This is a genomic window from Nonomuraea sp. NPDC005501, assembly GCF_040605905.1.
Classification (GTDB): Bacteria; Actinomycetota; Actinomycetes; order Streptosporangiales; family Streptosporangiaceae; genus Nonomuraea.
Window position 1 is genome coordinate 46,432 of sequence record NZ_JBEXDT010000019.1, and the last position, 14,242, is coordinate 60,673.

The following is a 14,242-nucleotide window of genomic DNA, read 5'->3' on the forward strand; positions in this document are numbered from 1 at the left end:
GGCCACAAGGTGCCAGTCGGCGACCGTGTCCCCGAATTGTGCACGCCCATAGTGTCTTATCCACAACTATGCGAAAGCCGCTAGACCAGAACGCCGCGGAGTAATTATCCGCGCGGTCCCAATAAACCGGCGGCGCCGTGTCGAATGGCGCCCGAGGCTTGAGGTGGCGCATTGATGGCTGGTGAGTCGACACAGCGGGCGGGGACCGGCGGGCCGGACGCGATCGCCGTCGTCGGCATGGCGTGCCGGCTGCCGCGCGCCGCCGGACCGGCGGAGTTCTGGCGGCTCCTGAGCGAGGGCGTGGACGCGGTCACCGCCGCCCCCGAGGAGCGCTGGCCGGGGGCCGGTCACCGGCGGGGCGGGTTCCTGGAGTCCGTGGACGGCTTCGACGCCGCGTTCTTCGGCATCTCGCCGAACGAGGCCGCGGCCATGGACCCGCACCAGCGCCTCGTCCTGGAGCTGGCCTGGGAGGCGCTGGAGAACGCCCGCGCCGTCCCCACGGGCCTGCGCGGCAGCGCCGCCGGCGTCTTCCTGGGCGCCATCTCGAACGACCACGCCGCGCTCCAGGCCAGGCTCGGCGCGCAGGAGCGCGGCCGGCACGCGTACGTCGGCGCCAACCGGGCCATGATCGCCAACCGGGTGTCCTACTTCCTCGGACTGCGCGGCCCCAGCCTCACCCTCGACACCGGCCAGTCCTCGTCGCTCGTCGCCGTGGAGATGGCCTGCGAGAGCCTGCGCCGGGGCGAGACCGCCCTCGCGCTGGCCGGCGGCGTCAACCTCAACCTCCTCGCCGAGACCACCGACGCCATCGCCGGGCTCGGCGCCCTGTCGCCCGACGGCCGGTGCCACGTCTTCGACGGCCGCGCCAACGGCTACGTGCGGGGCGAGGGCGGCGGGCTGGTCGTCCTCAAGCGGCTGTCCGACGCGCTCACCGCCGGCGACGCCGTGCACGCCGTGATCCTCGGCGGGGCGGTCAACAACGACGGCGGCGGCGAGGGCCTGACCGTGCCCAGCCGGGACGCGCAGGCGGAGGTCATCCGCCTGGCGTGCGCGCGGGCCGGGGTGGACCCCGCCGACGTGCGGTACGTCGAGCTGCACGGCACGGGCACCAAGGTCGGCGACGCGGTGGAGGCCGCGGCGCTCGGCGCCGCCTACGGCGCCGCCCGCCCGGCGGACGAGCCGCTGCTGGTCGGGTCGGCCAAGACCAACATCGGCCACCTGGAGGGCGCGGCGGGGATCGCGGGGCTGCTCAAGGTGGTGCTGGCACTGAAGCACCGGACGGTGCCCGCCAGCCTGCACTTCGAGGCGCCGCCGCCGGAGATCCCGCTGGGAGAGCTGCGGCTGGAGGTGGCGCGGGCACGCCGCGACTGGCCGGGGGACGGGCGGGCGGCGGTGGCGGGGGTCAGCTCGTTCGGCATGGGCGGCACCAACTGCCACCTCCTCCTGACCGAACCCCCGGCCCCCTCCTCACTCCTGCCTTCGACCTCGGGCCCGGCCATCGCCGAACCGTGCGCCCCCACCGCCCCGTCAGGCCCCGACCCCTTCGCCCTCCCGCCCATGCCCACCCAGGGGGCGCCATGGGTCGTTTCGGCGCGTGACGGGGCGGCCCTTCGCGAGCAGGCGCGCCGGCTGCTGCCTCTCGCCGAGGACGCGGCCGTCGCCCCCGATGACGTCGCCCTGAGCCTGGTGGGCAGCCGGGCGATCTTCGAGCGGCGCGCGGTCGTCCTGGCCCCCGACCGGCCCACCCGCCTGGCCGCGCTGCGCGCCCTGGCCGCCGGGCAGCCGCACGACGACGTCGTGGTGGGAACCGCCGCGAACGGCGTGATCGGGAACGCCGCGCGCGGAGACGTGGCCGGGACCGGTTCGAGCGGAGAGATCGCCTTCGTCTTCCCCGGCCAGGGGTCCCAGTGGCCCGGCATGGCCCGCGAGCTCCTGGCCTCCTCGCCCGTCTTCGCCGCGCGCCTGGCCGCGTGCGCCGCCGCCCTGGCTCCCTTCACCGACTTCTCGCTCATGGACGTCCTCCAGGAGACTCCCGGCGCCCCGGGCCTGGAGCGGGTGGACGTGGTACAGCCCGCCCTGTGGGCCGTCATGGTGTCGCTGGCCGAGGTGTGGCGCTCCCACGGCGTCGAGCCCGGCACGGTCATCGGCCACTCCCAGGGCGAGATCGCGGCGGCCACGGTCGCCGGCGCCCTCACCCTGGCCGACGCCGCCCGCGTCGTCGCCCTGCGCAGCCGCGCCATCGCCGGCATCACCGGCCGCGGCGGCATGCTGTCGGTGGCCGCCCCCCTCGACCTCGTGCGGCGGGTGATCGCCGAGGTCGAGGCCCCCGTGTCGGTGGCCGCCGTCAACGGCCCCCGCTCCGTGGTGGTCTCCGGTCCGAGCGACGCGCTCGCCGTGCTCGCCGACCGGCTCTCGGAGCACCGGGCCAGGCTCGTCCCCGTCGACTACGCCTCCCACTCCGCCGAGGTCGAGGAGGTGCGCGACGAGGTGCTCGCGGCCCTGGCCCCGGTACGGCCGGTGAGCGTCGCCACGACCTTCGTCTCCACGCTGACGGGCGAGCCGATGGACACGGCCGGACTCGACGCCGGCTACTGGTACCGCAGCCTGCGCCACCAGGTGCGCTTCGCCCAGGCGGTGGAGGCGGCGCTGGAGGGCGGCTGCTCGCTGTTCGTGGAGTGCAGCCCGCATCCCGTCCTGGTCACCGGCACCGAGGAGACGGCCGAGGCCACCGGGCGGGACGTGGCGGTCACCGGGACCCTGCGGCGCGGCGAGGGCGGGCCGCAGCGGGTGCTGCGGTCGCTGGCGCAGGCGTTCACGCAGGGTGCGCCGGTGGACTGGTCGGGACCGTGCGCCACGCCGGGCGCGCGGCCGGTGGACCTGCCGACGTACCCGTTCCAGCGCGAGCCCTACGGCCCCACCACCGCCCCTCTCCTCCCTGCGACGCGCATCGGCCACGCCGCCTCCTCCGGCGGGCGCGCCGTTCCCGTGGGTGAGGCCGGAGGAGCCGCTGCGGGCGGCGGCGCGGGCGTGTCCCGGGTCGAGGCGCGGGAGCTGGTGCTGGGTGCGGCCGCCCGCGTGCTCGGACACCGCGACCCGGACGGGATCGAGGCGGGCAGGACGTTCAAGGACCTCGGGTTCGACTCGGTGGCGGCGGTGGAGCTGCGCGATCGGCTGCGCGCCGCGACCGGCCTGCGGCTGCCGGCCGGTGTCCTGTTCGACCACCCCACCCCGGAACGCCTCACCGACCACCTGCACGGCCTCCTCGCCCCCACCGGAACGCGCGGAACGGACGGGCCGGACCGGTCCGCCGAGACCGGCCCGGCCCCCGACGCCCTGACCGCGGACGCCCTGACCGCGGACGCTCTGACCGATGACGACCCGGCTGATGACGGGCCGGCCGATGACGAGCTGATCGCCGTGGTCGGGATGGGGTGCCGCTATCCCGGCGGCGTGGCGTCGCCCGACGACCTCTGGCGGCTGGTCAGCAGCGGGACCGACGCCATCGGTGACTTCCCCGCCAACCGCGGATGGGACCTGGGCACCCTGTTCGCCACCGGCTCCGACCGGTCCGGCACCAGTGACACCCGGCAGGGCGGCTTCCTGCACGACGCCGACCGGTTCGACGCCGCGTTCTTCGGCATCAGCCCCCGCGAGGCGCTGGCCATGGACCCGCAACAGCGCCTGCTGCTGGAGGTCTGCTGGGAGACCCTCGAACGCGCCGGCCTGGACCCGGCCGCGCTGCGCGGCTCGGCGACCGGCGTGTTCGTCGGCGCGATGGCCCCCGACTACGGCCCTCGCCTGGACCAGCCCGACAGCGCCGCCGAGGGGCACCTGCTGACCGGCACCGCGCTCAGCGTGGTCTCCGGCCGCATCTCGTACCTGCTGGGCCTGCGCGGCCCGGCCATGACGACCGACACCGCGTGCTCCTCCTCCCTCGTCTCGATCGTCCTCGCGGTGCAGGCGCTGCGGCGCGGCGACTGCGCGCTGGCGCTGGCCGGCGGGGCGACGGTGATGTCGCGGCCGGGGATGTTCGTGGAGTTCAGCAGGCAGGGCGGCCTCTCGCCCGACGGCCGGTGCAAGGCGTTCTCGGCCGCGGCCGACGGCACCGGCTGGGCCGAGGGCGCGGGGATGCTGCTGCTGGAACGGCTGTCCGACGCCCGCCGCCTCGGGCACCCGGTCCTGGCCGTGATCAGGGGCGGCGCGGTCAACCAGGACGGCGCCAGCAACGGCCTGACCGCCCCGAACGGCCAGGCGCAGCAGGACGTCATCCGCCTCGCGCTGGCCGACGCCCGCCTGTCCGCGGCCGACGTGGACGTGGTCGAGGCGCACGGCACCGGCACCAGGCTGGGCGACTCCATCGAGGCCGAGTCGCTGATCGCCGCGTACGGCTCCGCCCGCGAGGGACGCCAGGCGAGCGGTCCCGTCTGGCTGGGGTCGTTGAAGTCGAACATCGGGCACACCCAGGCCGCGGCCGGCGTCGGCGGCGTGATCAAGATGGTCAAGGCGCTGGAGCACCGGACGCTGCCGCGCACCCTGCACGTGGACGAGCCGACCCCGCACGTGGACTGGGACGCCTCCGGGGTGCGGCTGCTGGCCGAGCCCGTCGAGCTGCCGGACGGGCCGCGACCGGTACGCGCAGGCGTGTCCAGCTTCGGCATCAGCGGCACGAACGCGCACCTCATCCTGGAGAGCGTCCCCGGCGCCGGGGACTCCGGCGCCCCCGCCGGCGGCGACCCGCTGGTGTGGGCGTTCTCGGCGAAGAGCGAGGCCGCGCTGCGGGCGCAGGCCGTACGGCTGCGCGGCCACGCGGCGAGCCTCGCCGGGGAGGAGCTGGGCGCGGCCGGAAGGGCGCTGGCGCGGAGGGCCGGGTTCGCGCACCGCGCCGTGGTCGTCGCCCGGGACCGTGACGAGCTGCTCGCCGCCCTGGACGCCCTCGCCGCCGACGCCCCGCACGCCGCGCTCACCACCGGAACGGCCCTCGACGACCCCCGCCCCGTGTTCGTCTTCCCCGGTCAGGGCTCCCAGTGGGCCGGCATGGCCGTGGACCTGCTCGACGCCGACCCCCGCTTCCGCGAGCGGCTGGAGCGCTGCGACCGGGCGCTGGCCGCGTACAGCGGCTGGTCCGTCGTGGACGTGCTGCGGGGCGCGGACGGCGCGCACCCGCTGGAAGGGGCGGACGTCATCCAGCCCGTGCTGTTCGCCGTCATGGTGTCGCTGGCCGGGCTGTGGCGCTCGCTCGGCGTGGACCCCGCCGCCGTGCTCGGCCACTCCCAGGGCGAGATCACCGCGGCGTGCGTCGCCGGCGTGCTGTCCCTGGAGGAGGCCGCCCGGGTGGTCGTGCTGCGCAGCCGCGCGCTCGTCCGGCTCGGCGACCGCGGGGGCATGGTGGCCGTCTCGCTGCCGGCCGAGCGGGCCGCGGAGCTGCTGGAGCCGTGGAGCGGCCGGCTGTGGCCCGCCGTCCACAGCGGTCCGGCCAGCTCGGTGGTCGCCGGTGACGCGGACGCGGTGGAGGAGCTCATCGCCGCCTGCCCCGACGGCGTGCGGATGCGCCGCGTCGCGGTCGGGTACGCCGCCCACACCCCGCACATCGAGGAGCTGCGCGAGGAGCTGCTGACCACGCTCGCGGACGTGCGTCCCGGCCCGGCCGACACGGCCTTCTGCTCCTCGTACGCCGGTGACTTCCTCGACACGGAGACCCTGACCGCCGAGTACTGGTTCACCAGCCTGCGCAACCCCGTGCTGTTCCGGCAGGCCGTCGAGAGGGTCGCCGGGTCGGGCACGACCCTGTTCGTCGAGGCCAGCCCGCATCCGACGCTGATCGGCCACATCGAGGACACCCTGGCGGCGGCCGGGCTGCCCGGCGGCGCCACCGGCACGCTGCGGCGCGGCGACGGCGGCAGGCAGCGGCTGCTGCGGGCGCTCGGCCAGGCGTGGGTGCTCGGCGCGAGCCTCGACTGGACGGCCGCCCTCGGGCCGGCGTCCCGCCACGACGCGGGACTGCCGACCTACCCGTTCGAGCGCCAGAGGTTCTGGCTCGACCCCGGCCCCGCCGGTGACTCCCCGGCCTCCCGCCACCCGTTGCTGGGCACGGCCGTGCCGCTGGCGGCCGACGACGGCTTCCTGCTGGCGGGCCGGCTGTCGCGGGCCGCCGTCCCGTGGCTGTCCGACCATGCCGTGGACGGGGCGGTGCTGCTTCCGGGCACCGCGTTCGTCGAGCTGGCGCTGGAGGCCGCCGCCACGGCCGGGTGCGACACGGTCGAGGACCTGACGCTGGAGGCGCCGCTGTACCTGCCGGAGACGGGCACCGTTCACGCGCAGGTCGCCGTGGGCGGGCCCGACGCGGAGGGGCGGCGCACGCTCGCCGTCCACGCCCGCCCGGCGGACGACCCGGACGCGCCCTGGACGCGCCACGCCACCGGCCTCCTCACCCCGGCCACCCCGGCCCTGCCGGCCTCGGCGGCGGCCTGGCCGCCGCCCGGCGCCGAGCCGGTGGATTTCGACGACCTGTACGGCCGGCTCGCCGGGCGCGGCTACGACTACGGGCCCGCGTTCCAGGGGCTGCGCGCCGCCTGGCGCGGGGACGGCGTCGCGTACGTCGAGGTGGAGCTGCCCGAGGCGGTGCGCGACGACGCGGAGCGCTACACCCTGCACCCCGCCCTCCTGGACGCCGCCCTGCACCTGGTGGTGCTGGAGCGGGCGGGGGACCCGGCGACCGTGCTGCTGCCGTTCTCCTGGAGCGGGGTGCGGGTGGGCGCCGGGGGCGCGAGCACGCTGCGCGTCCGCATCACCGACGGCGACGGCGACACGATCTCCCTGGCCGCCCACGACGCGGCCGGGCGACCGGTCGGCGAGGCCGCCGGCCTGGCGCTGCGCCGGGTGCCCCGCACCGGCGACGCCGCCCGCACGGGGAACGGCGCCGCCTCCTACGCCCTCGACTGGACGCCCGTGCCGGTCACCCCCGCGGACCCGGCCGGGCAGCGGTGGGCCGTCGTCGGCTTCGACGATCTGGCCGACGAGATCGACGCCGAGCTGGCGGCGGCCGGGATCGGCGCACCCCGCTACTACGACCTGGCCTCCGTGGCCGACATGAGCACGGGGGAGATCCCCGGCCTGGTGCTCGCCCCCTGCCGGGGCGACGCCGCCGACCTGCCGTACTCCGCGCACGACACCCTGCACCAGGCGTTGGACCTGGTGCAGAGCTGGCTCGGCGACGAGCGGTTCGCCGGGTCGCGGCTGGTGTTCGTCACCCGGCCCGGCGACGCGGCGGGGGCCGCGGTGTGGGGGCTGGTGCGGTCGGCGCAGTCGGAGCATCCGGGACGGTTCGCGCTGGCGGAGCTGCCGGAGGGCTTCTCCGCGTGGGACGCGCTGGCGGGCGGGATCGCGGCGGGCGAGACGCAGCTCGCCGCGGGCGAGGACGGCCTGCTGGCGCCCCGCCTGGTCCGCCGCGTCCCGGCCCCCGCCTCTCCGGAGGAGCGGGACGGCTGTGTGCTCGTGACCGGGGGCACCGGAGGGCTGGGCGCGCTGGTGGCGCGGCGGCTGGTGGAGCGGCACGGCGTGCGCGAGCTGGTCCTGGCCTCCCGCCGCGGCCCGGACGCCCCCGGAGCCGGAGCTCTGGCGGCCGAGCTCGCCGGGCTGGGCGCGAGCGCCGAGGTGGTGGCCTGCGACGTGTCCGACCGGCGCGCGCTGGCCGCCCTGCTGGAGCGGCTCCCGTCCCTGACGGGAGTGGTCCACACCGCCGGGGTGCTGGATGACGCGGTCGTCGAGGGCCTGTCGGCGCAGCGGCTCGACGCCGCCCTGGCTCCGAAGGCGGACGCCGCCTGGCACCTGCACGAGCTGACCCGTGACCTGCCGCTGACGTCGTTCGTGCTGTTCTCGTCCGTGGCCGGCCTGCTCGGCAACCCCGGGCAGGGCAACTACGCCGCCGCCAACGCCTTCCTCGACGCGCTCGCGCGGCACCGGCGCGACCTCGGCCTGCCCGCCGTGTCCATCGCCTGGGGGCTGTGGGACACCGGCGCCGACGGCATGGCGGGCGGTCTCGGCGGCGCCGACGTGGCCCGCCTGGCGCGGGGCGGCATCGCGCCGCTGACCGTCGAGGAGGGCCTGGACCTGTTCGACCTGGCGCTGCCGGGCCGGGCCGATCCGCTGCTCGTGGCGGCCCGGTGGGACCGGGCGGGGCTGCGCGACCGGGCCGAGGCCGGCGATCTGCCGCCCGTGCTGCGCGGGCTGGTCCGCGCGTCCCGCCGTGCCGTCCCGAGCGCGGCGTCCGCGCGGCCGGCCACGCTGCCGGGCACGGCCGGGCAGGGGCTCGGCGAGCGCCTGGCCACGCTGACCGAGCCGGAGGCCCACGCCCACCTGACCGCGCTGGTCCGCTCGCACGTCGCCACCGTCCTCGCGCACAGCAGCCCCGAGCAGGTGGACGTGGACCGCGCGTTCAACGAGCTGGGGTTCGACTCGCTGACCGCCGTGGAGCTGCGCAACCGGCTCAACGCCGAGACCGCCCTGCGGCTGCCGGCGACCCTCGTCTTCGACCACCCGACCGTCACCGCGCTCGCCGGCTACCTCTACCGCACCCTCGCGCCCGACACCCCGTCCCCCGAGGACGCCCTGCGAACGGCGGTGGACCAGGCCGAGTCGGTGCTGCTGGCCGCCAACGGCGGGGCGGACGCGCTGCGCGGCCAGCTCGTCGCCATCCTGCAGAGCGCGCTCGGCCGCATCGGGACCGCCCCCGCCGCCGCGCCGGCCGCCACGCCGAGCCGGCCCGGCGGGGCCGCCGAGGAGATCGTCACCGCCTCCGACGAGGAGATCTTCGCCTTGATCGACAACCGGGCCATGACGGCCCCCCTGAAGCCCGCGGTGGAAAGGCCTGGCCATGGCGAGTGAGGACAAGCTCCGCGCGTACCTGAAGCGCGTCACCGTCGAGCTGGCGGAGACGCGGCGGCGCCTGGCCGAGGACGCCGGCCGCCGGCACGAGCCGGTGGCGATCGTGGGCATGGCGTGCCGGTACCCCGGCGGCGTCTCCGGCCCCGACGAGTTGTGGGAGCTGGTGGCCTCCGGACGTGACGCGATCAGCGAGTTCCCCGCCGACCGCGGCTGGGACACGGACCTGTTCGACCCCGACCCGGAGGCGCTCGGCAAGTCGTACACGCGGCACGGGGGGTTCCTGGAGGGGGCGGCCGACTTCGACGCCGCGTTCTTCGGGATGAGCCCGCGCAGCGCGCTCGGCACCGACCCGCAGCACCGGCTGTTCCTGGAGTCGTGCTGGGAGGCGCTGGAGCACGCCGGGATCGACCCGTCGACACTGCGCGGCAGCCGCACCGGCGTCTACGCGGGCAACATGTACAACGACTACTCCTCGCGCTTCGTGCACGGCTCGATCCCCACCTCGGTCGAGGGCACGCTGCTGTCCTCCAGCACGCCGAGCGTCATGTCGGGCCGCGTGTCGTACACGCTGGGCCTGGAGGGCCCGTCGCTGACCGTCGACACGGCCTGCTCGTCGTCGCTGGTCACCCTGCACCTGGCCGTGCGGGCGCTGCGCCAGGAGGAGTGCTCGCTGGCGCTGGCCGGCGGGGTCACGCTGCTGGTCTCGCCGGACGCGTTCGTGGAGTTCTGCCGGCAGCGGGCGCTGTCGCCGGACGGGCGCTGCAAGTCGTTCTCCTCGACCGCCGACGGGGCCGCCTGGTCGGAGGGCGCCGGCGTCCTCGTCCTGGAGCGGCTGTCCGACGCACGCCGCAACGGCCACCGCGTCCTCGCGGTGATCCGCGGCTCGGCCGTCAACCAGGACGGCGCCAGCAACGGCATGACGGCGCCCAGCGGACCGGCCCAGGAGCGGGTCATCGAGCAGGCGCTCGCCGACGCCCTCCTCGACACCCGGGACGTGGACGTCGTGGAGGCGCACGGCACGGGCACGACGCTGGGCGACCCGATCGAGGCGCAGGCGCTGCTCGCCACGTACGGCCGGGCCCGCGCCGCGGACCGGCCGCTCTGGCTCGGATCGGTCAAGTCGAACATCGGCCACACCCAGGCCGCCGCGGGTGTGGCCGGGGTCATCAAGATGGTCAAGGCCCTCGAACACCGCCTGCTGCCGCCCACCCTGCACGTCGAGGAGCCGACCCCGCACGTCGACTGGAAGTCCGGCGGGGTGCGCGTCCTCACCGAGGCGGTCGAGCTGCCCGCCGACGGGCCGGTGCGGGCGGGCGTCTCCAGCTTCGGCGTCAGCGGCACGAACGCGCACGTCATCCTGGAGAGCGCGCCCGAGTCCCGCCCCGCGGAGGAGACCCCCGGCCCGGACGGGCCGATCGTGTGGGCGTTCTCCGCCAAGTCCGTCGCGGCGCTGCGGGCCCAGGCCGGCCGGCTGCGCGAGCACGCCAGCCGCGTCACCGGCGCGGAGGTGGCCGCGACCGCCCGGGCGCTGGCGAGCCGGGCCCGGTTCCCGCACCGCGCCGTGGTCGTCGCCGCGAACCGGGAGGAGCTGGCCGAGGCCCTGGAGGCCGTCGCCGCCGGCGCTCCGCACGCCGCCGCCGTGACGGGGGAGGCGCTCGCCGAGCCGCGCCCGGTGTTCCTCTTCCCCGGCCAGGGCACGCAGTGGGCCGGCATGGCCGTGGACCTGCTCGACTCCAGCGACGTGTTCCGGGCCCGCCTGCGCGAGTGCGACGCCGCGCTGCGGCCGTACACCGGCTGGGCGGCCGAGGACGTGCTGCGCGGCACCGGCGGCGCGCCCGAGCTGGAGGGGACCGACGTCATCCAGCCGGTGCTGTTCGCCGTCATGGTGTCGCTGGCCGCCCTGTGGCGCTCGTACGGCGTCCATCCCGGCGCCGTCGTGGGCCACTCGCAGGGCGAGATCGCGGCGGCCTGCGTCGCGGGCGCCCTCTCGCTGGAGGACGCGGCCAAGGTCGTCGCGCTGCGCAGCCGCTCCCTGATCGGGCTCAGCGGCACCGGCGGGATGCTCGCCGTCGCGCTGCCCGCCGTGCGGGCCGAGGAGCGGATCGCGCCGTGGGCCGGCCGGCTGTGGGTGGCCGTGCACAGTGGCCCCGCCGGGTGCGTGATCGCGGGCGAGGACGGCGCGCTGGACGAGTTCGCCGCCGTCTGCGGGGACACCGTGCGGGTGCGCCGCATCGCGGTGGACTACGCCTCGCACACCCCGCACGTGGAGGCGCTCCGCGACGAGCTGCTGGCCGCGCTCGACGGCGTCCTGCCGCGGCCGACCGAGACGGTCTTCTGCTCCTCGCTGGCCGGCGCGGTCGTCGAGCCCGCCCGCCTGACGACCCGCTACTGGTACGACAACCTGCGCAACCCCGTGCTGTTCGAGGAGGCGATCAGGGCGTTCACCGGGACGCCGCTGTTCGTCGAGGTCAGCCCGCACCCCGTGCTCGGCGGCGACACCGGCGACATCTGCGACGACGCCGGGGTCACCGCGGGCGTGTGCGCGAGCCTGCGCCGCGGCGCGGGCGACTGGAGCCGCTTCCTCGCCGCGCTCGCCCAGGCGTGGGTGCTCGGCGCCGACGTCGCCTGGTCCGACGCGCTCGGGCCCGCGCCGCACCCCCGCGTCGACCCGCCCACCTACCCGTTCGAGCGGCGCCGGTTCTGGCTCGGCGACCGCGAGCGCGTCGGCCGGCCCGCCGGCGCGGGCATCGACGACGCCCGGCACCCGCTGCTCACGGCGGTCGTCCCGGTGGCCGGCGACGGTTACGTCCTGACCGGGCAGCTCTCGCTCAAGGGCGCCCCCTGGCTGGCCGACCACGCCGTCCAGGGCGGCGTGCTGCTGCCGGGCGCTGCCTTCGTCGAGCTGGCGCTGGAGGGCGGCGTCCACGCCGGCTCGCCCGTGCTGGAGGAGCTGGTCATCGAGGCGCCCCTGTACCTGCCCGACGCCGGGGCCGTCACCGTCCAGGTCACCGTGGAACGTCCCGGCGCCGACGGCCGCCGCGCCGTCGGCGTGTTCTCCCGCTCCCCTGACTCCTCGGAGGGCTGGCGGCGGCACGCCTCGGGCGTGCTCGCCGACTCCGCCCCCGCCGAGGACGCCGCTTCGTGGGCGGTGGCGTGGCCGCCCGCGGACGCGGTGGCGGTGGAGGTGGAGGGTGGTTATGAGCGGTTGGTGGAGCGGGGGTACGAGTACGGTCCGGCGTTCCAGGGGTTGCGGGCGTTGTGGCGGCGCGGGGACGAGCTGTTCGCGGAGGTCGTGGCTCCGGAGGGGGTCGAGGTCGCCGGGTACGGCATCCACCCGGCGCTCCTGGACGCCGCCTTCCACCCGGTCGTGCTGGCCGGCGGCGACGGCGACGAGCTGCGGCTGCCGTTCGCCTTCAGCGGGGTGCGGCTGCACGCCGGCGAGGCGTCGGCGCTCCGGGTCCGGGTGTCCGGGACCGGGTCGGGGCCGGGGTCCTTGTCCGGGGACGACGTGGTCGTCGAGGCCGCGGACCCGGCGGGCGACCGGGTGCTCTCCATCGGCGGGTTACGCGTCCGCGCCGCCGCTCCCCGGTCCGTCGCCCCGTCCGCTCCGTCCTCGTACGGGGTGGAGTGGGTGGAGGCTCCGGCGGCCGGCGCCCTGGGCGGGGTGCCCTCGGTGGTGTGGTGCGTGCCGGAGGGGCCGGACGTGCCGTCGTCGGTGCGGGCGCTGACGGGGCGGGTGCTGGAGGCGGTGGCCGCGGCTCCGGCCGATGACGTGGTGGTGTTCGCGACCCGGCCCGGTGACCTGGCGGCCGGGGCGGTGCACGGGCTGGTGCGGTCGGCGCAGTCGGAGCAGCCCGGCCGGTTCGTGCTGGCGGAGGTGGAGGACGGCTTCTCCGACTGGGCCCGGCTGGTGGCCCTCGGGGAGCCGCAGGTACGGGTGGCCGGGGGCAAGCTCCTCGTGCCGCGCCTGGCCCGCCGCCCTTCCCGGCCGTCCTCCTCTCCCGTGTCGGGGGAGGTGTCCGGGACGGTGCTGGTCACCGGCGGCACCGGCGGGCTGGGCGCGCTGGTGGCGCGGCGGCTGGTGGAGCGGCACGGCGTACGGGACCTGGTGCTCGTCTCGCGCCGCGGGCCCGAGGCTCCGGGGGCCGGCGCGCTGGCGGCCGAGCTGTCCGGGCTCGGCGCGTCGGTGCGGGTCGCGGCCTGTGACGTGGCCGACCGGGCGGCGCTGGCCGCCCTGCTGGCCGAGGTGCCGTCGCTCGCGGGGGTCGTCCACACGGCCGGCGTCCTGGACGACGCGGTCGTCGAAGGACTGACGCCGGAACGGATGGCCACCGTGCTGGCGCCCAAGGCGGACGCCGCCTGGCACCTGCACGAGCTGACCCTCGACCGGCCCCTGTCGGTCTTCGCGCTGTTCTCGTCCCTGGCCGGGGTGCTCGGCAACGCGGGCCAGGGCAACTACGCGGCGGCCAACGCCTTCCTGGACGCCCTGGCCGGGCACCGGCACGCGCTGGGCCTGCCGGCCGTGTCCGTCGCCTGGGGACTCTGGGACACCGACTCCGGGATGACCGGCGGGCTGACCGGAGCCGACCACGCCCGGCTGGCCAGGGCCGGCATCGCCCCGCTGAGCGTGGAGCAGGGCCTGGAGCTGTTCGACGGCGCTCTGACCGGCGCCGAGCCGCAGGTGGTGGCCGCCCGCTGGGACAACGCCGGGCTGCGGGCCCGCGCCGAGGCGGGCGACCTGCCGGCCCTGCTGCGCGGCCTCGTACGGGCGCCCCGCCGTACCGCGGGGAACGCCGGAGCCGCCGGTGGAGCCGGACCCGCGGCGCTCACCCAGCGCCTGGCGGACCTGCCCCGCACCGACGCCCAGCGGATGCTCACCGACACCGTACGCGCCCACGTGGCGGCCGTCCTGGCGCACGGCAGCGCCGAGCACATCGAGGTCGACCGGGCCTTCAACCAGCTCGGCTTCGACTCCCTGACCGCCGTCGAGCTGCGCAACCGGCTCAACGCCGACACCGGCCTGCGCCTGCCGGCGACCCTCGTCTTCGACCACCCGACGGTCAACTCCCTGGCCGACTACCTCTTCCGCACCCTCGCGCCCCCGTCCCCGTCGCCGGAGGACACGCTGCGCGCCGTCCTCGACCGGGTCGAGGACATGATCGCCGCGGCGAACGGCGAGGGTGACGCCCTGCGCGACCGGTTCGTGTCGCTCCTGCAGAGCACCCTCGACCGGCTCGGCCCCGGCCCCGACGGCGTCGCGGACGTCGCCGACAAGATCGACTCAGCTTCCGACGAAGAGATCTTCGCCCTCATCGACAACGAACTGTGACCCATGAAGCCCACGACCGGAAAGGCTCGCCCG

General features: G+C 76.8%; 2 protein-coding genes. Both read left to right on the forward strand.

Going from position 1 to position 14,242, the window contains the following annotated elements:
* The first annotated feature begins 174 nt into the window (after nt 1-174).
* Nucleotides 175-8,880 (forward strand): SDR family NAD(P)-dependent oxidoreductase, encoded by an 8,706-nt coding sequence (locus ABZS51_RS13040; protein ID WP_355439453.1) that lies wholly within the window; start codon nt 175-177, stop codon nt 8,878-8,880.
* The gene (locus tag ABZS51_RS13045; RefSeq protein WP_355439456.1) at nt 8,870-14,209 is read left to right on the forward strand and encodes a type I polyketide synthase; all 5,340 of its coding nucleotides are present in this window, start codon (nt 8,870-8,872) and stop codon (nt 14,207-14,209) included. Before ABZS51_RS13040 ends, ABZS51_RS13045 begins: the two co-directional genes overlap by 11 nt.
* The last annotated feature ends 33 nt before the right edge of the window (nt 14,210-14,242 follow it).